Consider the following 20,175-nt stretch of genomic DNA (forward strand, 5'->3'; position numbering starts at 1 on the left):
GAATTCATCTCCTGCCATTTATGCGGACTTGAGCTTCAGGCTGTCGAACAACGGACGGTTGTCCGCGATGACCTTTTCGAGCGGCGACCAGTCGAAGAGTTTTGCGTCAGGCAGTTTCTTGAGATAGCCCATTTCCTTCATCGACACCGCCCGCTCCAGAATGAATCGGGCCTGGTTGCGCTGATCGATCATGACCGGTTGGCGCTGCGAGGCCAGCGTGGCGGCGTCCATCGTTGTCTTGTAGTACGTGCCCACGGTTTCTTTCAGTGCGCCGGCCCGGTCTGTTTCGATCTGATGCTGCGCGGTCAACAGCGCCTTGATCACCGAACGAACCACCGCAGGCTGTTTCTCCAGCATGGGTGTGCGCACCGCCAAGACGCAGTCGGCGTACTGCGGTCCGTACAGGTCTGTGCCGTCGGTGAGAACGGATGAACCCTTGCGGGCAGCAACGGTTTGCGTGGCGTAAGGTTCGACGGCGCAGATTGCATCGACAGCGCCACCCACGAAGGCCTGCGCCATTTCCGGCGAGGTGTTGAAGTAGCGAACCTGCACATCCTTGAAGCTCAGTCCGGCCTTCTTCAACCAGTCGTAAGGCAGCACTTCGAGCGTGTCGGCCTGGAAGGTTCCCAGCGTCTTGCCCTTCATGTCCGCCGCGCTCTTGATTCCTTCTCTCGCCACGACGAGGCAACCGTTGACACCCCCGCCGGCCACCACCCGCACGGGTGCGCCAGCGTCGTACAACGACAGGAAGTTGGAGTACGGGATCATCGACATGTCGACCGCGCCGACACCAAAGAGCGTCACGATGTCGGTGTTCGTGGGAGTGACCACGAACTCGAGTTCCACGCCGTCGCCCTTGGCGAGCTGGCGCTGCTTGGCGATGAAGATTCCCAGGTTGCACAAGCCCGCGCCGTGCGTGGCCTTGACGGTCGTCTTGTCGGCGGCCATGGCGGAGGTGCTGCCTAGCGCGGCAGCCATGCTCATCGGCATGGCGACGAGCGCGCCGCCAGCAGAAATCGATTTCAGGAAACCGCGACGATCGGTTTGTGATTGCAAGGCCGCAAATGCCTGACCATGACGTTCGCACATATATCTACCTCATTCCCAGTGAAGGACCCCTGAAGAGGTCGTTGTGACCAACGGATCACGGCGGGAATCGGTAAGGAGCGTGCTGGCGGCAGGGAATGCCATGCGATCTGTCCGCTCCGGTACCCAATTCCCGGAGTCATCCAAGAATTTCGGCACGCCAACCGAGGAAGCAGAAAATCTTTGCGCTGGCTTGGCTTAGGCAAACTTTGTGCCAGGCGTACTCCCCAGGAAGGGCCCGCAATCCCTGGGCCAAGGTGGATCCGCGCACCGAAAATGCGCGGTCGGCCTGCGCATGCTCCCGATGTTGGTGCGCGCGGGCCCTGAGACTCGCGAAGTCCTGCCGTCGGCCGTGAGCATGTGCTCGATGTCAAAGCAGCACTGTTCAGACAGATCGAGGTTGCCATCGGCACTCTTGCCGCAATCCGATCCCTTCATCGCGACGCTCTTGTCGTTGCTTGCCGATGGAATGGACTTCGTCGCGCGCCCCGTGGGGGCGGCGATCTTTGGGGCCTTGGGTGATCGCATCGGACGCAAATTCGCCTGGTTCCCATCCGTTCTCGGTCGGCGGCAACAGTGCTTTGAGCGAGAACAAAAATGGAGGGAGAAGGTGCCGCTGGAGCAGGAGGCAGCTTGAGCCCGATCCCATCAAATCCTCAGAAGGCGCTTCATCAAGAGCGTAGGGTGGTCTTGCCGATGTCCCGCAATGGCATGAACCAAAGTGTCATCGCCGATACGCCGGCAGACCAGCTTGTGGTGCGAGGTAAAGACGTTCTGATATTCAAAGATGCCCGCGGATACCAGTTCCTGGGCGGGTGCCCCAGTCAAAAAAACCTGTGTCGACCGGCGCCAGTTTTTCGAAAATCTCGTCTTCGGCCTTGAGCCCGTCAGAGGCGCTCCAGGGGTCGAGCATGGGCTCCTGAAGCGAGAGCAAGTCCTCCTGGGCATCAGGAAGAATGAAGATGGCTATGACTTGCGGCGTTGGCGCGCTGCGGCCAGTTGCGCACGGGTCTCGGCAACGGGAATACCGCTGCCTTGCATGCGCTCTTTCTCACCCAGGGCGATGATCTTCAAGGCGGCGATCCGCGATTCTTTTTCCTGAAACTGCTTGACGCTTTCAATCACCATACTGGCCTCGCCATTCTGGGTGATGACGAAGGGCGTGCCGTTCATCGCCAGGTCTTCCGAAATTTGAGCGGCGTGGCGTTTCAGGTCGGAGATGGACTTGATGTTGGAGATGAATGACATGGCGATCCTCGCGTGCATTTGGGTCTGAATTTAGTGCCGAATTTAATTAAATTTAAGACGTGCCGCCCGCCTCCCCGGGCCGAGCTCGCCCGACTCCCTGCCTTCGGTGGATCCCGCGATTTCGAGCACGTCGACGCCACATCGAGTGGCCGTCCTCGGTTTGGCGGCATTGGGCACAATGCCGCCAAACCGAGGAGAACGGTCCGTGAAAAGCGCGCCCTGTTCCGGCCCTTGCCGCCTGCGCGCTCGCCCTGGCGGGCTGGAACTGCGTCGCAGCGCATCGCCCCGTCAGCGAGCGGCTTGCACAGGGCACGCGAAACGAGAAGGTCTCTTTCTGGGCGTACCACCATCCGGCATCACTTTGGTGTCACTGGTCGTTGCACTACCCAACCCCGTCGAGGGCATGCCAACAAGAGGGCGGCGCTTGCGGCATGCAGCGAGGAACGGACCGAAGGCCTACGCCAGGTGCCCGGTCATGCCGCGGGCGGAGAGTCGGAGATCGAAAACGCCCACGACCGAGCCCAGCTCCGCCTGCCCTTGCCGCACTGCAACGGCATGCGCGAGGAGGAACGCGGACGCCAACTCCTTTTTCTGATGGTCCATGGGCTCTCGCTGAATGTGTGCAGCCCACGCTTGGAAGTAGGGCCGAAAGTCGTTCGGGCGCCCCAGCGCATTGTCGAACGCGCGGCGAAACACCGACTTCGCAGCGTGGTACTGCGCGCCACTCGTGCCATCAGCGGTCAGCAGAACTTCGTACGTCATCAATCCCTTAATTGGTCGGAGTCTGTCTCGGAAAGCGTGGCGACTTTTTGTCGAACTTATAGAGCATGGATGCAACCGAACCAAGTCACCAGCCAGGGGCCGCAAGCATGACAAAGCCCGCACGAGGCGGCCCCGGGGCACAACCGCGGATTCACCTCAAGGCTCGCGCCGAATGCGATTTGAGCGCTCCCTCGCCTCTTGCACGGATCTTGCCCCCTGCGTATTAAAGCGAACGAGGCACGAAGCATGCGCATCTTGGGCTCGCCTGAGTTTGGTGGCTGCGCAGTACTCCCTGTCGTCCTGTGTCCGCTCTCGCTGACATTGCGCGCGCGTTGTCATCACGGCGCTGTCAAAGTCTCCGCACGCGCGTTGCGCTTCATTGGCATTCGCAAGGGCCGCGCCGGAAAAGAGAGTGCTGGTGATCAGTGCGCGTGTGAGCTTCATGAGGTCTTCCCATGGTGATGGAGGCCTGAATCTAGCGATCGGATCTGAAAACCAAATACCGCATTTATGGGAGCCAACAGGAACCGATAGCGCGCAGCGTCCGGCGTCGCTACGTTGCGTTGGCCACCTGCGCAGGTGTGTGGCCTGGCACTCGCCGGCACCCGCGCACGCAGTGCGCGAATGATCCGCCCCATCGTCCAACTTGTCGAAGAGCGCGCCGCCCTGCTTGACATGCAGCAGAGCCGAGCAGGGTTGGATGACGCGATCGCCAACCTCGCCGCGCGGATGGCGCTGACCCGCGATCACCTCACGGAGGATGAGTGGGCGGTGTTGGGGGGGATTGGAAGGCTGCTATACCGGGAGAGGGCGGGCAGGCGATGGGCAAGCCAAACCTACCGCCGCGGCCGTCGACAGCAGGTGCATCGCATTGCTCGCGGCGCGGCTGTGCGCGTCAGATGCGGGCGCTTTCCACGCGCAGCCTTGGCAAGTTCCGGACACTCGACCGTCAGCATCGCGTGGGCCAGGCGGGCAAGATGGCGCGGGTCGTCATTGAAGGCGCGCGGATCGATTGTGTCGCAGATCATGGTGAGCAAGTCGCTATCGACCGCGCCTTCGTACAGTTCGTCGAGTTCGTCCCTGAACTCGTGCCACCAGGCCTCCTGATCGGTCAGGGGGCGGCCGGCAATCACGATGGGGCTGGCGGGCTTCCACATGGGCGGATGCTACTTCTTGTTTGGCGACGTGCACATCTGCGTGGCCTGGATTTCTGTGGCGCGCACGCGATCGGGGGATGTGTCGAGAAGGCGCAAAATGCGTTCTTTCGAGGAGAGGGCAGATGCCGCTTTGCGCCGACTGCGAAAAAATCGAAACTGGACGTCGCGGTGCGCCCGGTCCTGGCGCGCTCAAGGAGATGAGCCATAGCAAGCAGCATTGGGGAACGGGTGCTGTCATCACGACGAACTTCACCTGTCAGGTTTGCGGGGCCAGGTGGGCGTACGAAAACGACAAGCACGACAAAGGTGCCGGGTGGAGCCCAGGCTAGGGCATGGCCAAGCCCACCCGCACCGTCGAGCAGCTGCACGCCCTGCTGATCGAGCGCATTGAGGCCATCCCCGACCCGCGCGACCAGGTGGACCGACGTGCACCGAGGCGGGGCGATCCGGATGGACCCGGGCCACGAGGGCGGTCCGAATCGGACTGTGCGCGTGGTCAGCGATCGCTGCGCGCGTCGCAGCGACTTCGCGCGCGAGCTGCAGATGCGGTTCGACCTCGTGGGCAGCTAGCGCCAGCGATACGCTTCGCTCAAGAATCGAGGTGATGTGATGAGCGAGAAGTCTGGCCACTTTCCAGTAGCGACGCGCTACCGAGATTTCAGCATTACGCCCGTCCTTTCCAACGTGAGAGGGGCGTACCTCGCGCACAGCTGCCACGTCTGTGGCGCCGACGGTGCCGAGATCTTTCGAGTGGAAGTCAACCAGATTTGTCCAGACAGGATGACGGCGCACGCCGTCGCGGTAGGTGCAGGAATGCGTCGGATCGACGAGATACTTGGCCCCGAGGATGAGCATCACGCGCCCTCCTGAAACAGATCGAGCGGCTGCGCGCGGCGCGCGCACTACGCGCCCAGCCATGCGCGCGGCGGCGAGCCCATGTGAGCAAAGTGGCGCGCCCGCCGGCGTCCAGTGGGGACGAGGCCGCCCTGCAAAAGGGCTTTCGTCGGTTTTGTAAGGTCGTCGGTGGGATGTTGTTCAGATCTTTGCAGGCTCTGGCTGCGCCTTTGCTGTGGTTTTTGGCGGTACGGAACCGAACGCCGGCCTGCTCCAGGCTCCATGCCTCAGTGCGTTCACGGTGGACACGCAGGAGGTCAAGGGGGCGTACTGTGTCGTGCTTTTCTGCAGTCGCGGACGGCTTGTGATCCATGATCTGCGCAACGACGCCGGCAGGTATTTCCAGCCACTCAGTGAGGCGCTTGAACGAGCGATGCAGGCCGTGCAGCGTGAGCCCTTCCAGATTCGGGGCGGCGCTCGCATGGGCTATTTCAACCGCAACGAACAGGGCGATCTAGTGCTGCTTCTGGTCTACATGAAGGCCAAGTTCGACAACATCCCCGCCGCCGCCCTGTTGAAACTGAAGGAGGCTCTTGATGCCCGAGATTGACAAGAACATGGTGCAATTCGAGAAGGATCTGCTCGAGTCCTTCGCAGAGATGAAGCGCGGCGAACATGCCGCCGTGCACACGGCCGAGCAGATCGTGGCGCGAAAGCGCGGTCGGCCGGCGAGCATGGTCAAGGAGACACCGAAGGCATCGGCCACGATCCGGTTTGACGCCGACGTTCTAGAGGCGTTGAAGTCTGGCGGTCGCGGCTGGCACACCCGAGTGAACGACGTGATCCGGTCTGTGTTCATTTCGGACACGCGCGAAGATGCTGTTGTTCTCGCCCGCGATCTCGCCAAGGCTCCGGCACGAAAGCGCAAAGGCGTGATCGGTGCGCACGTCGTCGGCGAGAGGCGCGAAGAGATCCGTCGCAAATGAGGCCGATCCAGCCGGGCATCGTGGCCGTCATCGTCGAGTCCAACGACGAAGGGAACGTCGGTGCCGTGGTCAATGTGGAGTTCGCCTACGACGGGCCGCTTCCAGCCGACGAAGATCGCTTGGACGGCTGGTGGATCGTGCACCCGCAAGTGCCGATCTTCGGCGACTTTGCGCTCGAGGCGCGCCCGGAGCTGGAAGCCGCGGAGGCCGAAACCGAAGGCCGGGCACTTGTTCACAGTTCCAGCCTACTGCCTCTGTTGCTTGGCCCGACTGCCGAATCCGTACTTCGGTGGAATATGAAAGCGACGCTGCACTGAGGCTCCAACACCGCAGTAACGACGCGCTGCAGCAGCACAGAAGCAAGGCCAGCGCCGGTTCCTCCCCTGAGATCTGGATTGCGTGCTGCCACGCGAGAATAGCGCCAGGAATCGAGGCTCGGTCAAAAAAGCGTCATTCGCAACCTCTTGCACCCTCGACAAACGCCCACTAGAGATTCGAGGCAATTCCCCTGCGAACTTCAGCTTGGCTGGCGCTACGCGCGCGCAGGCCGGGCCACGCAACGCAACGGCTTCATCTCCTTCACCTCCGGCGTGTCGATGCTTGGCATCGCCCAAACCGGCCCCGAACGCGGCCACCGCGATCTTCATGGCCACCGCCACCGGTAATTGATACCGAGGGACCGGGACCACAAGGCCGGCAGCAACACAGCGATGAGACTGAAAAACCGCAGGGGCATTCAAGCCATCGCGTGCCACGGGCCTATCCGTAGACGCTGAGCGACGCGAGGATGCGCGTGAAATAGCCGTCCGTCAGGCTTGTTGCTGCCTTCGCGTCGCGCGCCTCGAGCGCCTCGACGATGGCCGTGAGCTCGCGCAGCGTCTGCTCACGCACGATGGCGCCCACCGGGCCGTTGAGATTGGAGCGTCCGTCGTACTGCACTGCGCGGCGGTCGGCCACCACCGCGTCGAACACCTGCATCAGGAAGCGGTTGCGCGTGGCGCGGAAGATCGCCTGGTGCACGCCGTAGATGCCCTCCTTGAACTGCAGCCACTGGTCAGCATCGCGCACCATGGCCAGGTGATGGCGCATGAGTGCGAAGTCTTCGGCGTCGGCGCGCTGGGCGGACAGCGCCATCATGGCCGGCTCGAACAGCAATCGGCCTTCGAGGATCTCGGTGTAGGTCGGCACGTCGCGGTGGTGGGCGGCCACCGGCAGGTCGGACTCGCTCAGCAGTTGCATCAGCCCTTCGGCCAGGAAGGTGCCGCTGCCGACCTTGCGCTCCAGCAGGCCCTGCGCGCTCATCATGGCCAATGCATGGCGCACCGTGCTGCGCGAGGTCTTGAACTGCTCGGACAGGTCGCGCTCGTTGGGCAGCTTGTCGCCGGGCTTGAGCACGCCGTCTCGGATCGACTGGAGGATGGCGCGGTAGACCTTCGAGGCGGTGGCCTTGTCCTGCGCGGCAATCCGGCCCGAGAGATCCGTCACCTCGATCAGCGGCGGCGGTGACTGTGACATGGGCTTTGCGTCCATGGTTATAGAGTTCGCCAAAATGGTTGACCAATCACAATTGACAATCTTAGAATGAATTCATTACGCAGTCATACAAGGCTGCGCTGCCTGGCTCGGGATTGGTTGACCAATCCTTCCGGATCCGTTGATTTTCGTCGAAAGGTTGACCCCGGTGCTGCCCCCACAGCGCCGCGGTGATGTGTTCTCAATGACCCTGGATTCCAACACGGCATCGGCTGGCGCGGGCCTCGGCCCCGAAGAGCGGCTTGCCGCGCTCGGGCTGATGCTGCCGCCTCCTCCGGCGCCTGTCGCCAACTTCGTGGCCTGGCGCCGTTGCGGCCCCTTGCTGTACCTCTCGGGACAAGGGCCGCTGGAGGCCGATGGGCATCTGCATGTCGGCCGTGTCGGCGAAGAAGTGGGCATCGAGGCGGCCTACGCCCATGCGCGCCTGACCGGCCTGAACCTGCTGGCCGTGACCAAGGCCGCTTTGGGCGACCTGAAGCGCGTGCGCGGCGTGGTGAAGCTGCTGGCCTTCGTGAATGCGGCGCCCGGCTTCGCGCATCACCCGCAGGTCATCAACGGCTGCTCGGACCTGTTCGTGCAGGTGTTCGGCGACGAAGTGGGGCGGGGAGCGCGCTCGGCCATCGGCGCGGGGTCACTGCCGGGCCACCAGACCGTCGAGGTCGAGGCCATCCTGGAAGTCGACTGAGCCATGGCCTACCAGTTCCAGTTCGATGCGCTCGCGCCCTACACCGGGCAACTGCTGGAAGGCCTGCTGCACACGCTGGGCTATGCCGCCTCGAGCATCGTGCTGGGCATGGCCATCGGCGTGGCGGGATCGCTTGCACTGATCTACGGTGGCAAGCCGGTGCGCGGCATGACGCGGGTGTACGTGGAGTTCTTCCGCAACACACCCGCGCTTGTGCAGCTCTTTCTCATCTACTTCGGCCTGCCCAACCTGGGCATCCGCCTGGAGGCGCCGGTGGCGGGCGTCATATCGCTGGCGCTGTATTGCGGCGCGTACATGGTCGAGGTGTTTCGCTCCGGCCTGATGTCGGTGCCGCGCGGGCTCTCCGAAGCCGGTGCGGCGCTCGGGCTGCGGCCGTGCCAGGTGCTGATGCATGTGCTGTTCGTGCCGGCGCTGCGCAACGTGTTTCCGTCGCTGGCAAGCCAGATGGTGCTCACGCTGATCGGCACCAGCCTCATCTCGCAGATTGGTGTGGAAGACATCTTCCACGCCGGCAGCTTCATCGACTCGCGCACCTTCCGCAGCTTCGAGGTCTACCTGGTGATCTGCGCGATGTACTTCGTTGCGGTGCAGGCGCTGCGCGTGCTGCTGGGCTTCGTGCAGCGCCGCTTGTTCGGCAAGGAGCACTGAGATGCGTGGACTGTCCATTGCCGACCTCTGGCTCATCCTCGGCGCCATCCGCTGGACCGCGGCGCTGGCCGTGACCGCCTTCGTCATCGGCAGCGCGATCGCGCTGGGCGTGGCGGTAGCGCGCACCTCGCGCCTGCCATGGCTGCGCGTGCTGGCGCGCGTCTATGTCGAGCTGGTGCAGGGCACTCCGCTGCTGGGCGTGCTGTTCCTGCTGTACTTCGGCGTGCCGATGCTGCTGGGCATCGAGATCAATGCCTTCATGGCTGCGGCCGCTGCGTTCTCGCTGTCGGCCGGCGCGTTCCTCGGCGAAATCTGGCGTGGCGCGATCGAATCGGTGCCCAAGGGCCAGTGGGAGGCGGCCTCGTGCATGGGTCTGCGGCGCTGGCACGTCATGCGGCACGTGGTGTGGCCGCAGGCCTTTCGCGTGGCGCTGGGGCCCACGGTGAGCTATCTGGTGCAGCTCATCAAGAACACCTCGCTCGCCGCACTCGTCGGGCTGGTGGAACTCACACGCTCGGGCCAGATCGTGGCGGGCTCCACGCTGGCGCACCTGCCTGTCTTCTGCGGCGTGGCCCTGTGCTACTTCGCCATCTGCTATCCGCTGGCACGGCTGGCACTCAACCTGGAAGGACGCATGAATGTCGCTCGTGCTCATTGATTCGGTCGAAAAGCACTTCGGCGATAACCACGTGCTGCGCGGCGTGTCCACCGAGGTCGCCAAGGGCGACATCGTGGCGCTCGTGGGGCGCAGTGGTTCGGGCAAGAGCACGCTGCTGCGCTGCGTGAACGGGCTGGAAACCATCAGCGGGGGCCGCATCGTGGTCGACGGTGTCGACGTGCAGTCGCCCGCAACCGATCTTGCGCTGCTGCGCCGCCGCGTGGGCATGGTGTTCCAGAGCTTCAATCTCTTTCCGCACCTGTCGGCCGCGGCCAACGTGACGCTGGCACCGGTGCTGACGAAGAAGACCGGCAAGGGCGAAGCGCGCGAACTCGCCAGGCAGATGCTCGAGCGCGTGGGCCTCGGCCACAAGCTCGACGCCATGCCCTCGCAGCTGTCGGGCGGCCAGCAGCAGCGCGTGGCCATCGCGCGGGCGCTGGCCATGTCTCCGCAGCTGATGCTGTTCGACGAAGCCACTTCCGCGCTCGACCCCGAGCTGGTCGGTGAGGTGCTGCGCGTGATGGAAGACCTGGCGCGCGACGGCATGACCATGATGGTCGTGACGCACGAGATGGCCTTTGCGCGCCGTGTGGCTTCCGAGGTGCTCTTCATGAACCAGGGCCGCATCTGGGAGCGGGGCACGCCGGAGCGAATGTTCGGCAGCCCGCAGACCCCCGAGTTCCAGCAGTTCATTCAATCCGTTGTCTGATTCCCTACGTCTTCGTTTTTGCCTTCAAGGAGCTTCCATGTTCAAGATGAAAACCCTGTTCGCCGCCGCGCTGATCTGCGCTGCGCCACTGTTCGCGCACGCCGACAAGCTCGCGGACATCAAGGCCAAGGGAACGATCCGCATCGCCACCACCATCGACGCCGCGCCCTGGGGCTTCACGGATGGCGCGGGCAAGCCGACTGGCCTCGACGTGGAACTGGCCGAGAACGTGGCCAAGGCCATGGGCGTGAAGCTCGAGCTGCAGCAAGTAACCGGCGCCAACCGCATTCCGTACCTGCTGTCGAACAAGGTCGACGTGGTGATCGCTGCGCTGGGCAGCTCGCCCGAGCGCGCCAAGCAGGTGGCTTTTTCCAAGGCCTACGCTGCGGTGTACCTGGGCGTGTACGGCGGCAAGGGCACGCCCAAGTTCGCCAAGGTGGCCGACCTCGCGGGGCAGACCATCGCGGTGCCCAAGGGCTCCACGCCCGACCTGTCGCTGAGCGAGCTCGCGCCCGGCGCCAAGTTGATCCGCCTCGAGGACACGGCCTCGACCATCTCGGCCTTCCTGTCGGGCCAGGCGCCGCTGTTCGCCGAGAACAACTTCATCGCGCAGAAGGTGGCCGACGAGAACCCGGCCAAGGGCATCGAGATGAAGTCGCTGATCCGCATCAGCCCTGCCTACATGGCCGTGCAGCCGGGCGAGACCGCGCTGCTGGCCGAGATGAACAAGATCATCGACGGCAAGACCTCCGACGGCAGCCTGGCCGCACTGCGCCTGAAATGGTTCAAGGACGAACAGAAAGAAGTGAAGTGAGCCAGCAGCGTCCATCCACCGTTTTCACGGACATCGACTGGGCCAGGCCCGGCAAGCAGGTCGGCCATGCGTGGCTGCCGTATTCGGGGCATGACGACGCATGGGGCGCGGTGGCGTTGCCGCTTACCGTCATTGGCGATGGCAACGGCCCGACGGTGTTGGTCACCGGTGCCGTCCACGGCGACGAGTACGAAGGTCCGATCGTCATCAACGAGCTGATCCGCACGCTTGAAGCTTCGCAGGTGAAGGGCCGCCTGATCCTGATGCCGGCCGCCAATGCACCGGCACTGCGCGCAGCTTCGCGCGTGAGCCCGCTCGACGGCAAGAACCTGGCGCGCGTGTTCCCGGGCAACCCATTCGGCACGCCGACGGAGCAGATCGCAGCGTTCATCCACGACGTGCTGTTCCCAAAGTGCGATGCGTACGTCGACCTGCATGCGGGCGGCAGCTCGCTCTTCATCGAAGAGAGCGCGCAGGTCGTCGTAACGCCCACGATGGCGCCGGAAGTGCGCGAGTGCGCCGAAGACATGGCACGCTGGTTCGGCGCGAAGTTCACCGTCATCACCGACAACATGGGCGACCCGCGCACCAGCTGCGGTGCGGCGGCGCATCTCGGCCTGGCGGCCATCGCGGCCGAGATGGGCGAGAACGGCAGCGTGTCGCCCAAGGGCGTGAAGCGCACGCGCGAATGCCTGTCGCGCGTGCTGGCGCGGCTGGGCGTGGTGCCTGGCGCGCTGCCCGATGCACCACCGCCGAGCCGCCGCGTGCACATCGTCCCCGACGGGGGCAACCTGCTGTCGCCGGGCGACGGCTACTTCGAGCCGCTGCACGCGCTGGGCGACACGGTGAGGGCCGGTGAAGTTGCGGGCTACCTGCACCTGCTGACCGAACCCGCGCTCGCGCCGCGCGAAGTGCACTTTGCAAAAAGCGGCGTGGTGTATTCGCAGCGCACTTTCGGCATCGTGAAGCAAGGCAACAACCTGTGCGTGTTGGTCGAAGACGAGGACGGCGCAGCCGCATGAGCGAGAACACGATGCAGCAGCCCATCACCCTGGACGACTACCGCGCGGCGCATGCCCGCGTGAAGCCCTACATCCGGCAGACGCCACTGATCAACGCCCACCCTTGGGTGCCCGGCGGTGCGGTGCAGGTGCGCTTCAAGGCCGAGTGCCACCAGGTCACCGGCTCGTTCAAGGCGCGTGGCGCCTTCAACCGCGTGCTGAACCTGTCCGATGAGGTGCGCCGGCAAGGCTTGGCCACCGCGTCGGGCGGCAACTTCGGCGCGGCCGTTGCGTACGTCGGCAAGACCCTGGGCCTGCCAGCCAATGTGTTCGTGATGAACACCAGCACGCCGATCACGCGCGCGCGCATCGAAAGCCACGGCGCGAAGCTGACCGTGCATGGCGACTTCTGGGACCAGAGCTGGGATGCCGCCGGCGCCAACGTGGCCGAGCACGGCGGTGCGTTGCTGCATCCCTATGCGGACCGCGACGTGGTGGTCGGGCAGGGCACGACCGCGCTCGAAATCATCGACGAGTGGCCCGAGGTCGAGACGCTGGTCGTGTCCATCGGCGGCGGCGGTCTGCTCGCGGGCATTGCCCAGGCAGCCAAATTGCTCAAGCCATCGATCCGCGTCGTTGGCGTCGAAGCCGCGGGCTGCCCCACGCTCTACACCTGCCGCAAGGAAGGCCGCATCGTGAAGCTGCAGAACGTGAAGACGCGCGTGCCCATCCTGGCCGCGCGCTCGACCGAGTCCTTGAACTTCGAGCTGATCCAGAAGTATGTGGACGACATCACGCTGGTCGACGAAGAAGTCATCGAGGACGCCGCGCGCTCTGCATGGCAGCACGCGGGCCTGGCCATTGAGCTCGGCGCGGCCACCGCGCTGGCGGCCGTGAGCCAGCGCTGCTTTGCGCGGCGCGACGACGAGAAAATCGCCGTGGTGTTGTGCGGCAGTGGCAGCGACGGGATGCCGCAAGGCTAGGAGTCTGCTCTGTGCATTTCCACGCCCGTCGGACCCACTTTCCCATCGAGCGCTGACCCGCATCTGCATCCCAATGCACCAGCCGGCCGTCGTGCGCGGCGAGGTATGGGCAGGTCACCCGCACTGGCGCGGTAATGCTCCTCGTCCATCGAAATCGCCGCGCGTGGGTCATCCATGGCCAGCGCCGATTTCATCGAGGCTGCGTCTTGCCAGCAAACCAAGGATCCGTCGTCATCAGGAGGAAGACGAGGTTGAATCAAGATGCAGAGAGGTTGCCCGCTCGATTGGCAAGCCTTGTGCGCACCACGCAAGCAGGCGCAATCCCGCACGGAAAAGGATCTGGGCGAAACCCTCGCCGACTACAGGAGTTCCGGACTGCCGCGACTTACGCGCCCATCCCTCACCCTGTTCGGGCACACACCCATCGAATTTCACGAAAGATCGCAGCTCGGCGCATTCAGGAATCGCCGAATCGCCGTTCAGGGTGGCAACGCTCGGACGGGTCTTTCTGGACATGCTGAGAGAACCCAAGCTGTGCGGCGACATTCAACACGTCCTCGACATCTACCAGAAGGACGCCAGGCGCTACCTCAAACTGATCGTGGGCGAGATCGACAGACATGGCCAGCCCATCGACAAGGTTCGAGCCGGTTTCGTGATCACCGAGGTCTGCCGCCTGACGTCGCCAGCCGTCGATGGTTGGGAAAAATTCGCGCAGCGCGGCGGCTCCCGGAAACTGGACGCCGAGAACGAATACGCGCCCATCTATTCCGAGCGATGGCAGCTGTCCATCAACGTCCCGTCGCTGGCCTTGGCGGCCTCCTCTCAGGACCAGGCCAGCTGAAATGCTCGAAGAAATCGATCTCTCACTGTGGGTGTCGCAGGCCCCGGCCGACAAGCGCAATTTCAGGGAAGCCGTCCACATCATCCTGACCGCCATCGGCACGTCGACCGCGCTGCGCCCCACGATGGTCATGAAAGGCGGTTTGCTGTTGGCCAAGCGAGACGGAACGGCACGCTTGAAACTCGCCGCCCCTCGGGTGAGGCACGGGACGGTGACTGCATACGTGGGGACTGATGCTCAATGCCTGATGGCGTGGACGACCTCACGGTCAGTGATAGTCGTCCTCTCGCTGATGTCGGATGGCAGACACCACGATCTCGCGTTCACTGACGATATGGAACAAGGCAACGTAGCCCGAGGCACCGAATGGAATGACGAGTTCTCGCTCCAATCGATCGTCGAAGGCAATTCGACAGGTGAAAGGATTGGTCTCCAAGATGCGGAACTCGCTTCGGATAGCCAGCAGTGCGCGATCCGGTAGCTCCCAGTCTCCGTGCTTGAGAGCAGCCTCGAGGACAAAAGCTTCAAGACGCTGAAGGTCTTCCAACGCCTCGCGCGTCAATCGCACGAGGTATGTCACGCCCGCCGTTTGGAGATGCCGCCGCGCCCCTTTTCGACAGCCTTGCGCGCGATGTCGATCCGAGACTTCATCGCAGCGAGCACCTCGTCTGCCGCATAGGACTCGCCCGATTCGAGCGCACGGGCAAGCGAGGTGCGTCCACGCGCCACGAAATCTTGCTGTGCCTTGCGACGACGAGCAGCATCAGTCGCCGCCTGCTCAACAAAATGCGACAGCGTTTCGCCTTCGAGCAACACGCCCTCGATCTGTTCTCGAACGGCAGCCGTTACACGAACCGGGGGAAGTTGAGCGGTCTTCATCGTTAAATTGTATAGCAATTGCTATGCGTCGTCCGACTGCAGTGGCACGACAGGGATGAAGGGCGGGACAGCTTCATCGATACGGTGCGTTCTCAAGCGGAGGCGGCGGCGAGTGCAGATGCCGGCCTCACGAGCATTGCCCAAGTCAGCCTTTGCGCCAACTGCTCGATATCAGCGTCGACAGCAACGTCAACCGCAGTCTGCGAGGGCCTGCATGGCCACTGCCGTCCTCCTTTAGCGTGAAATGGACATAGGCAAACCAAGGCAGCATGAAAAGCCGCGTCAGTTCCTCAGGTCGCCACGGCCGAACGGGATCGGCAGAACCGATATCTGCTGTCGGAAGCATATCGAGCGCCTGTGCCCGCGAAACATGGGCTTGCATCAGAAAGTCGGGGAGATTCGCCAGACACTGTCTGGCGCGTTGGCCAAGCCATGAAGAACGAACGCATCTGCTGCAGGCTCTGACGGCTGAACCCTCGACCCCGATTGTCTTGTGAGGTCCAAAGAAGGCCGCTCGACCAATCGCTCGCCATGACCCGCGCGCCGCCTGTCTTTCTGTTCGGCCTCGATGGCGCGACGACCGATCTCCCGGTAGCTTGCCGTCGCGGTCATCGAGACCTTCGACACGCTCGGATGCCGACCGACGCCACGTGAGCCCGCATCAGATCCAGGTTTTCAAGGATCACCTTGTGGAGGGTCGACATCGGGCCGGAATGGATCGCTGCCTGGAACCGCGAAGGCTTCGTTGACGACACGGGCGATTTGCTCCCAAACACCAGGCGCTGCAAGTTGCGGAAACTGTGCCAGCAGCTTGTTGCTCAGGCACCCTTCGTTTTGGCGAACGGAACGGATGATCGTGTCCAGATGCGCGTCGGGGCCTTCGATGACTTCCTTCAGTGCCTGACGGGCCTGGTCATGCGCACGAAAGAACGCGGCCTGGCTGTGCATCTCCTTGCGAATGGTCCTGTCGATCACACCGCTCATGTATTCGACATGCGACGTGAGGTCGATGAAACGCCAGGCCGGCATCGCCTCGTCGTAGGCCGCGAATTCGAAGTTGGAAAGCGGCGGCCGACGTGACAACGCCGCCGGGGTGAACCGACCGCAGTTCGTCGCAAAGCGTCAGCAGCTTTCCTTCATCACGAGCCGCAAGCACCAGCCCATGCCCTGATCGCGCCAGCCGGACGCACACGGCGCGTCCGATACCGCCGCTCGCGCCGGTAACGAGAACGGAACGTATGTCGTTGCTCATGGACGCTCCTTGGCAGGGCGCCCGCGGCGGGCAAGGCTACGCATTGCGCGCGCCGTTGCACGGACACCCTTCGCAGCACCCCGAAGGATCGCGCATGGGTGGGACAGAAGCGAATGTGCGCCATCCTCGGCGGGCTGCAACATTTGCAGTTCCGCAAAATGCGCGGACCTTCGAGGAACCGATCATTACTCGCCTGTATGGCACATAAAATACGTCCTAAGGACGTATTTTATGTGCCATACATCCCACCGGCTTTGCCCTTCATATGACCGGCACAAAAAGATCACGCCCTTGACAAGATATCATTATAACATATACTTCGTCCTTAGGACGAAGTATATGTTATAATGAATTTTGAGAACACAGCAGTTTTGCACCCGTTTTGAATCCCCTTGCACGATCACTGCCAGTAGACTGCATCCTTAGGATGCAGTCTACTGGCAGTGATCCCCTCTCATCGATCACATCGTCACAATGACGCCGACCGTACCCCCGAACCTCATCGCCTCTGTCGCCGATGCGCTCGCGCTGATCGGGGAGCCGGCCGTGTCCTCCTACGACGTCGGCAGACTGGTTTTCTTCCGTGTCTCCAGGTCGCTGCGGCCCGCCCAGGCCAAGTCGACCTACGAGCAATTGTTGAATGCACTGACCGGCGTACGTCTGCTGACGCCCGTTCCCCATTCCAAGCCGACCGCCTACCTCCTGTTCGGCAGCAACAAGGCCTCGCCTGCCGAGATCATGTGCAGCCTGGACCCATTCGCCTACCTCTCGCACCTCAGCGCCATGGAATACCACGGGTTGACGGATCGATTTCCCAAGACCGTCTACATGACCACGCCGCCTGCGGCCGACTGGCGCAAGCAGGCGCAATCCCGCATGGAAAAGGATCTGGGCGAAACCCTCGCCGACTACAGGAGTTCCGGACTGCCGCGACTCACGCGCCCATCCCTCACCCTGTTCGGGCACACACCCATCGAATTTCACGAAAGATCGCAGCTCGGCGCGTTCAGGAATGTCGCCGAATCGCCGTTGAGGGTGGCAACGCTCGGACGGGTCTTTCTGGACATGCTGAGAGAACCCAAGCTGTGCGGCGACATTCAACACGTCCTCGACATCTACCAGAAGGACGCCAGGCGCTACCTCAAGCTGATCGTGGACGAGATCGACAGACATGGCCAGCCCATCGACAAGGTTCGAGCCGGTTTCGTGATCACCGAGGTCTGCCGCCTGACGTCGCCAGCCGTCGATGGTTGGGAAAAATTCGCGCAGCGCGGCGGCTCCCGGAAACTGGACGCCGAGAACGAATACGCGCCCATCTATTCCGAGCGATGGCAGCTGTCCATCAACGTCCCGTCGCTGGCCTTGGCGGCCTCCTCTCAGGACCAGGCCAGCTGAAATGCTCGAAGAAATCGATCTCTCACTGTGGGTGTCGCAGGCCCCGGCCGACAAGCGCAATTTCAGGGAAGCCGTCCACATCATCCTGACCGCCATCGGCACGTCGACCGCGCTGCGCTCCACGATGGTCATGAAAGGCGGTTTGCTGTTGGCCATCCGCTACGACAGCGGCCGGTTCACCAAGGACGTGGACTTCTCCACCCGCGACAAATACGAACCCGGGATGGAACAGGCACTGATCGACGAGCTCGAACGCCAGCTCGACACGGCCAACGAATCCCTTCCGTATGACACGATGTGCCGCGTGCAGCGCGCCGAAGTCCGCCCGGCCCGTCTCGCGCACCGCTTTCAGACGCTGGGGCTGAGCGTCGGTTATGCGCCCAGGAGCAAGCGCCGGGAGATGGACAGGCTGCTGAACAAGCAGGCGCCCACCATCGTCGAGATCGACTACAGCTACAACGAAGCGGTCTACGACGTGGAAATCCTCGCGCTGGGCGATGGCGATCAGCTGCGCGCCTACAGCTTCCTCAACCTGATCGCGGAGAAGCTGCGATCGCTGCTCCAGCAGCCGGTTCGCAAGCGCAACAGGCGCCAGGACGTTTACGACCTGCACCTGCTGATCACAGAGAGCATACCGCTGAACGACGGCGAACGCGCGTCGCTTCTTGCCCTGTTCCGGGCCTCCTGCAGGGCCAGGGAGATCGAGCCTGACATCAACTCGCTCGCCGAACCGGTCATCAGGGAAATGGCGATGAAGGGGTACGAGGATCTGGCACCCGAGGTCGTCGGCGCCCTGCCCTCCTTCGACCACGCCTACGCCTGCGTCCTGGCTTTCTACGCGGCGCTCCCATGGCGCGCGGCCGAGGAAGCGCCGTCCTCTTTCACGAAGGGCGCATAGCGCGCCTCCAGTGCGGCCCCGGAACTGTGATCTCCCGGGCGCGATATGGCGGACTGATGTCGCGGTGATTCACGAAGACATGGCCCATGTGGAATGGGGCATCGGGACCTGCGACACGCTCGGATGCCGACCGACGCCACGTGAGTCCGCATCAGATCCAGGTTTCAAGGATCACCCTCGTGGAGGGTCGACATCGGGTCGGAATGGATCGCCGCCTGGACCTGCGAAGGCTTCGTTGACGACGCGCGCGATTTGCTCCCAGACACCAGGCGCTGCAAGTTGCGGAAACTGCCCACGCAGCTTGTTGCTCAGGCGCCCTGCGTTTTGGCGAACGGAACGGATGATCGTGTCCAGGTGAGCGTCGGGGCCTTCGATGACTTCCTTCAGTGCCTGACGGGCCTGGTCATGCGCGCGAAAGAACGCGGCCTGGCTGTGCATCTCCTTGCGAATGGTCCTGTCGATCACACCGCTCATGTATTCGACATGCGAAGTGAGGTCGATGAAACGCCAGGCCGGCATCGCCTCGTCGTAGGCCGCGAATTCGAAGTTGGAAAGCACCCCGTCAGGTTGTGCAACGGGCTCGCGCCGAAACGAGCTCGCGTCGGCGAAGCGGGCCATGAGCGGCCTGGAGAAGGCCTCTAGAGCGCTTTCGTAGTTCGCGCGCTCGAGGGTGCTGTCCGTGATCAGCGCCGACACAGGCAGGATGAACGGCGCGTGGACCGCGCCGTCCCTGCGAAGGATGTCGTTGATCAGGAAACGATGGACGCGTCCGTTCCCATCGGACAGGGGATGGATGTAGACGAATCCAAAGGACGCCACCGCGGCACGCATGACGCTGGGCGCACCCTGTGTGCGGATCAGGAACTGGCGCAGCGCGTCAATCATCTGCGGCACGGCCTCCCATGGCGGCGCGACGTAGTGCACGACGTTCTCGTAGCGCATGGTCTGCCCCACGTACACGGGTGACTGGCGAAGCCCATAAGCAGGCAGGGTGGTCGTCTTGCCCAGGATGGCCTCCTGCAGCTGCGCCAGGCCCTCGGCAGCCAGCGGGACCGGGCCCTGGCCGGTTCGCGCTTCGAGCACGGCAGCGAAGCGCTGGATCCGCTTGGTCTGGTCCTGCTCTCCCTCGATGACGAAACTCGATCGACTTTCGCGCAACGTCAACCAGACCGCGCTTCGGCGCAGCAGTTCCGCACCGAACTCGGCTTCCTGCTCGGCGAAGGCGGCCGCGATGTCGAGCTGTGCCGCCTTGCGGGCAGCGGGCGTGAGTCGCACGACCGGGCAGAAGTCGCGTGTGCCTGGCAGGTTGTCGCGCACTCGCCAACGCGTCGATGGTGTCCCGACGGTCGCGACAACCATCTCCTGCCCGGGCAGCGCATCGACGTAGTTGCCGCCGGCGACGCCATCGGCAACCGCAAGCGTGCGCCCGGTGATCCACTCGAAGAGGAAGCACGCTCTTTTCGCGTACTGGCCCGTCGGTTCGGCACGGATCCATCCGGCCAGGTCTTCGGGATCCATGCGATCGAACACGCGGGCCAGCAGCTCGAGCGGGACCCCCTCGTGCTTGAGCATGAAATTGATGTGCGCTGCCGGGCTGGGATCAAGCCTGGCCGAAGCCGGGTAGGTCTCGACCCGTTGGTCGTTCAGTGTCAGAGTGGAACGGCGCCCACCAATTTCGCTACGAACGGCGAGCGGCTGGACAGGACGGATATCGAAGTGTTCGGCAAGCCAGGCACTCCCCAGCAGATCGGGATCAGCCATGTTCGGGAATCCTTTCAGAAC

At 63.4% G+C, this 20,175-nt stretch carries 24 protein-coding genes and 2 pseudogenes; 14 read left to right on the forward strand and 12 right to left on the reverse strand.

The window, feature by feature from the left end:
- Window positions 1-18: 18 nt before the first annotated feature.
- Window positions 19-1,089, reverse strand: coding sequence for an ABC transporter substrate-binding protein (locus tag AC57B8_RS09220; RefSeq protein ID WP_496479418.1), 1,071 nt, complete (start codon window positions 1,087-1,089; stop codon window positions 19-21).
- A 412-nt stretch (window positions 1,090-1,501) separates the two neighbouring features.
- Here AC57B8_RS09220 and AC57B8_RS09225 point away from each other — a divergent pair, with 412 nt between their 5' ends.
- Window positions 1,502-1,723 (forward strand): hypothetical protein, encoded by a 222-nt coding sequence (locus AC57B8_RS09225; protein ID WP_496479419.1) that lies wholly within the window; start codon window positions 1,502-1,504, stop codon window positions 1,721-1,723.
- Window positions 1,724-1,867: 144 nt separating this feature from the next.
- Here AC57B8_RS09225 and AC57B8_RS09230 read toward each other — a convergent pair whose 3' ends face one another.
- From AC57B8_RS09230 to AC57B8_RS09250, 5 genes and pseudogenes are all read right to left on the reverse strand, one after another.
- Window positions 1,868-1,999 (reverse strand): hypothetical protein, encoded by a 132-nt coding sequence (locus AC57B8_RS09230; RefSeq protein ID WP_496479420.1) that lies wholly within the window; start codon window positions 1,997-1,999, stop codon window positions 1,868-1,870.
- 53 nt (window positions 2,000-2,052) lie between these two features.
- Window positions 2,053-2,334, reverse strand: a complete 282-nt coding sequence (locus AC57B8_RS09235) for a type II toxin-antitoxin system Phd/YefM family antitoxin (protein ID WP_496479421.1) — start codon at window positions 2,332-2,334, stop codon at window positions 2,053-2,055.
- Window positions 2,335-2,790: 456 nt separating this feature from the next.
- A complete protein-coding gene (locus AC57B8_RS09240) occupies window positions 2,791-3,096 on the reverse strand; it encodes a hypothetical protein (RefSeq protein ID WP_496479422.1) in 306 nt (101 codons plus the stop codon).
- Window positions 3,097-3,932: 836 nt separating this feature from the next.
- Entirely contained in the window at window positions 3,933-4,253 is a 321-nt protein-coding gene (locus AC57B8_RS09245) for a hypothetical protein (protein WP_496479423.1), read from the reverse strand.
- Between the two features lie 1,087 nt (window positions 4,254-5,340).
- Window positions 5,341-5,568, reverse strand: a pseudogene (locus tag AC57B8_RS09250) (preprotein translocase); the annotation flags it as partial.
- Between AC57B8_RS09250 and AC57B8_RS09255 the strand changes: the two are divergent.
- Genes AC57B8_RS09255 through AC57B8_RS09265 form a run of 3 tightly spaced genes read left to right on the forward strand, consistent with a single transcriptional unit; the run spans window position 5,464 to window position 6,390 of the window.
- Window positions 5,464-5,697 carry a hypothetical protein gene (locus AC57B8_RS09255; protein WP_496479484.1) on the forward strand — a complete coding sequence of 78 codons (234 nt, stop codon included), beginning with the start codon at window positions 5,464-5,466 and terminating at the stop codon, window positions 5,695-5,697. The pseudogene AC57B8_RS09250 and the gene AC57B8_RS09255 sit on opposite strands and share 105 nt — an antisense overlap.
- Complete coding sequence (locus AC57B8_RS09260) at window positions 5,684-6,073, forward strand: BrnA antitoxin family protein (RefSeq protein WP_496479424.1); 390 nt, start codon at window positions 5,684-5,686, stop codon at window positions 6,071-6,073. The genes AC57B8_RS09255 and AC57B8_RS09260 overlap by 14 nt, the downstream gene beginning before the upstream one ends.
- A complete protein-coding gene (locus tag AC57B8_RS09265; RefSeq protein ID WP_496479425.1) occupies window positions 6,070-6,390 on the forward strand; it encodes a hypothetical protein in 321 nt (106 codons plus the stop codon). The genes AC57B8_RS09260 and AC57B8_RS09265 overlap by 4 nt, the downstream gene beginning before the upstream one ends.
- Window positions 6,391-6,832: 442 nt before the next feature.
- Here AC57B8_RS09265 and AC57B8_RS09270 read toward each other — a convergent pair whose 3' ends face one another.
- Complete coding sequence (locus AC57B8_RS09270; protein ID WP_496479426.1) at window positions 6,833-7,588, reverse strand: FadR/GntR family transcriptional regulator; 756 nt, start codon at window positions 7,586-7,588, stop codon at window positions 6,833-6,835.
- A gap of 202 nt (window positions 7,589-7,790) precedes the next feature.
- On the opposite strand from AC57B8_RS09270, the gene AC57B8_RS09275 reads away from it, so the two are divergent.
- The 8 genes from AC57B8_RS09275 to AC57B8_RS09310 all read left to right on the forward strand — a co-directional run bounded on the left by AC57B8_RS09275 (window position 7,791) and on the right by AC57B8_RS09310 (window position 13,969).
- The gene (locus tag AC57B8_RS09275; RefSeq protein ID WP_496479427.1) at window positions 7,791-8,291 is read left to right on the forward strand and encodes a RidA family protein; all 501 of its coding nucleotides are present in this window, start codon (window positions 7,791-7,793) and stop codon (window positions 8,289-8,291) included.
- 3 nt (window positions 8,292-8,294) lie between these two features.
- Window positions 8,295-8,960 carry an amino acid ABC transporter permease gene (locus tag AC57B8_RS09280; RefSeq protein WP_496479428.1) on the forward strand — a complete coding sequence of 222 codons (666 nt, stop codon included), beginning with the start codon at window positions 8,295-8,297 and terminating at the stop codon, window positions 8,958-8,960.
- A gap of 1 nt (window position 8,961) precedes the next feature.
- Complete coding sequence (locus tag AC57B8_RS09285) at window positions 8,962-9,618, forward strand: amino acid ABC transporter permease (RefSeq protein ID WP_496479429.1); 657 nt, start codon at window positions 8,962-8,964, stop codon at window positions 9,616-9,618.
- The gene (locus AC57B8_RS09290) at window positions 9,599-10,327 is read left to right on the forward strand and encodes an amino acid ABC transporter ATP-binding protein (protein WP_496479430.1); all 729 of its coding nucleotides are present in this window, start codon (window positions 9,599-9,601) and stop codon (window positions 10,325-10,327) included. The genes AC57B8_RS09285 and AC57B8_RS09290 overlap by 20 nt, the downstream gene beginning before the upstream one ends.
- Window positions 10,328-10,364: 37 nt before the next feature.
- Entirely contained in the window at window positions 10,365-11,141 is a 777-nt protein-coding gene (locus AC57B8_RS09295; RefSeq protein ID WP_496479431.1) for a transporter substrate-binding domain-containing protein, read from the forward strand.
- Window positions 11,138-12,163 carry a succinylglutamate desuccinylase/aspartoacylase family protein gene (locus tag AC57B8_RS09300; RefSeq protein WP_496479432.1) on the forward strand — a complete coding sequence of 342 codons (1,026 nt, stop codon included), beginning with the start codon at window positions 11,138-11,140 and terminating at the stop codon, window positions 12,161-12,163. Before AC57B8_RS09295 ends, AC57B8_RS09300 begins: the two co-directional genes overlap by 4 nt.
- A complete protein-coding gene (locus AC57B8_RS09305; RefSeq protein ID WP_496479433.1) occupies window positions 12,160-13,125 on the forward strand; it encodes a threonine ammonia-lyase in 966 nt (321 codons plus the stop codon). Before AC57B8_RS09300 ends, AC57B8_RS09305 begins: the two co-directional genes overlap by 4 nt.
- A 484-nt stretch (window positions 13,126-13,609) precedes the next feature.
- Window positions 13,610-13,969: a hypothetical protein gene (locus AC57B8_RS09310; RefSeq protein WP_496479434.1), complete on the forward strand. Its 360-nt coding sequence runs from the start codon at window positions 13,610-13,612 to the stop codon at window positions 13,967-13,969.
- Window positions 13,970-14,237: 268 nt separating this feature from the next.
- On the opposite strand, the gene AC57B8_RS09315 is transcribed toward AC57B8_RS09310, so the two are convergent.
- From AC57B8_RS09315 to AC57B8_RS09330, 4 genes and pseudogenes are all read right to left on the reverse strand, one after another.
- Window positions 14,238-14,549 (reverse strand): type II toxin-antitoxin system RelE/ParE family toxin, encoded by a 312-nt coding sequence (locus AC57B8_RS09315; protein ID WP_496479435.1) that lies wholly within the window; start codon window positions 14,547-14,549, stop codon window positions 14,238-14,240.
- Window positions 14,546-14,848 carry a YlcI/YnfO family protein gene (locus AC57B8_RS09320; protein ID WP_496479436.1) on the reverse strand — a complete coding sequence of 101 codons (303 nt, stop codon included), beginning with the start codon at window positions 14,846-14,848 and terminating at the stop codon, window positions 14,546-14,548. The genes AC57B8_RS09315 and AC57B8_RS09320 overlap by 4 nt, the downstream gene beginning before the upstream one ends.
- Window positions 14,849-15,523: 675 nt before the next feature.
- Complete coding sequence (locus tag AC57B8_RS09325) at window positions 15,524-15,931, reverse strand: hypothetical protein (protein ID WP_496479489.1); 408 nt, start codon at window positions 15,929-15,931, stop codon at window positions 15,524-15,526.
- Window positions 15,932-15,956: 25 nt separating this feature from the next.
- Window positions 15,957-16,100: pseudogene (locus tag AC57B8_RS09330) on the reverse strand (SDR family NAD(P)-dependent oxidoreductase); the annotation flags it as partial.
- Between the two features lie 474 nt (window positions 16,101-16,574).
- Between AC57B8_RS09330 and AC57B8_RS09335 the strand changes: the two are divergent.
- A complete protein-coding gene (locus AC57B8_RS09335; RefSeq protein ID WP_496479437.1) occupies window positions 16,575-17,495 on the forward strand; it encodes a type IV toxin-antitoxin system AbiEi family antitoxin domain-containing protein in 921 nt (306 codons plus the stop codon).
- A gap of 1 nt (window position 17,496) precedes the next feature.
- The gene (locus tag AC57B8_RS09340) at window positions 17,497-18,393 is read left to right on the forward strand and encodes a nucleotidyl transferase AbiEii/AbiGii toxin family protein (protein ID WP_496479438.1); all 897 of its coding nucleotides are present in this window, start codon (window positions 17,497-17,499) and stop codon (window positions 18,391-18,393) included.
- Between the two features lie 171 nt (window positions 18,394-18,564).
- Here the strand turns inward: AC57B8_RS09340 and AC57B8_RS09345 are convergent, their stop codons facing one another.
- Window positions 18,565-20,154, reverse strand: coding sequence for a Fic family protein (locus tag AC57B8_RS09345; protein WP_496479439.1), 1,590 nt, complete (start codon window positions 20,152-20,154; stop codon window positions 18,565-18,567).
- Window positions 20,155-20,175 lie beyond the last annotated feature (21 nt).

It is taken from the genome of Variovorax sp. BGA-UO-ETr-C22 (assembly GCF_059567965.1).

Bases quoted from the DNA above. Each gene is read 5' to 3' on its own strand.
- AC57B8_RS09220 (WP_496479418.1), bottom strand. From the start codon at position 1,089: ATGTGCGAACGTCATGGTCAGGCATTTGCGGCCTTGCAATCACAAACC.
- AC57B8_RS09230 (WP_496479420.1), bottom strand. From the start codon at position 1,999: ATGCTCGACCCCTGGAGCGCCTCTGACGGGCTCAAGGCCGAAGACGAG.
- AC57B8_RS09235 (WP_496479421.1), bottom strand. From the start codon at position 2,334: ATGTCATTCATCTCCAACATCAAGTCCATCTCCGACCTGAAACGCCAC.
- AC57B8_RS09240 (WP_496479422.1), bottom strand. From the start codon at position 3,096: ATGACGTACGAAGTTCTGCTGACCGCTGATGGCACGAGTGGCGCGCAG.
- AC57B8_RS09245 (WP_496479423.1), bottom strand. From the start codon at position 4,253: ATGTGGAAGCCCGCCAGCCCCATCGTGATTGCCGGCCGCCCCCTGACC.
- AC57B8_RS09260 (WP_496479424.1), top strand. From the start codon at position 5,684: ATGCCCGAGATTGACAAGAACATGGTGCAATTCGAGAAGGATCTGCTC.
- AC57B8_RS09265 (WP_496479425.1), top strand. From the start codon at position 6,070: ATGAGGCCGATCCAGCCGGGCATCGTGGCCGTCATCGTCGAGTCCAAC.
- AC57B8_RS09270 (WP_496479426.1), bottom strand. From the start codon at position 7,588: ATGTCACAGTCACCGCCGCCGCTGATCGAGGTGACGGATCTCTCGGGC.
- AC57B8_RS09275 (WP_496479427.1), top strand. From the start codon at position 7,791: ATGACCCTGGATTCCAACACGGCATCGGCTGGCGCGGGCCTCGGCCCC.
- AC57B8_RS09280 (WP_496479428.1), top strand. From the start codon at position 8,295: ATGGCCTACCAGTTCCAGTTCGATGCGCTCGCGCCCTACACCGGGCAA.
- AC57B8_RS09285 (WP_496479429.1), top strand. From the start codon at position 8,962: ATGCGTGGACTGTCCATTGCCGACCTCTGGCTCATCCTCGGCGCCATC.
- AC57B8_RS09290 (WP_496479430.1), top strand. From the start codon at position 9,599: ATGTCGCTCGTGCTCATTGATTCGGTCGAAAAGCACTTCGGCGATAAC.
- AC57B8_RS09295 (WP_496479431.1), top strand. From the start codon at position 10,365: ATGTTCAAGATGAAAACCCTGTTCGCCGCCGCGCTGATCTGCGCTGCG.
- AC57B8_RS09305 (WP_496479433.1), top strand. From the start codon at position 12,160: ATGAGCGAGAACACGATGCAGCAGCCCATCACCCTGGACGACTACCGC.
- AC57B8_RS09320 (WP_496479436.1), bottom strand. From the start codon at position 14,848: ATGAAGACCGCTCAACTTCCCCCGGTTCGTGTAACGGCTGCCGTTCGA.
- AC57B8_RS09335 (WP_496479437.1), top strand. From the start codon at position 16,575: ATGACGCCGACCGTACCCCCGAACCTCATCGCCTCTGTCGCCGATGCG.
- AC57B8_RS09340 (WP_496479438.1), top strand. From the start codon at position 17,497: ATGCTCGAAGAAATCGATCTCTCACTGTGGGTGTCGCAGGCCCCGGCC.
- AC57B8_RS09345 (WP_496479439.1), bottom strand. From the start codon at position 20,154: ATGGCTGATCCCGATCTGCTGGGGAGTGCCTGGCTTGCCGAACACTTC.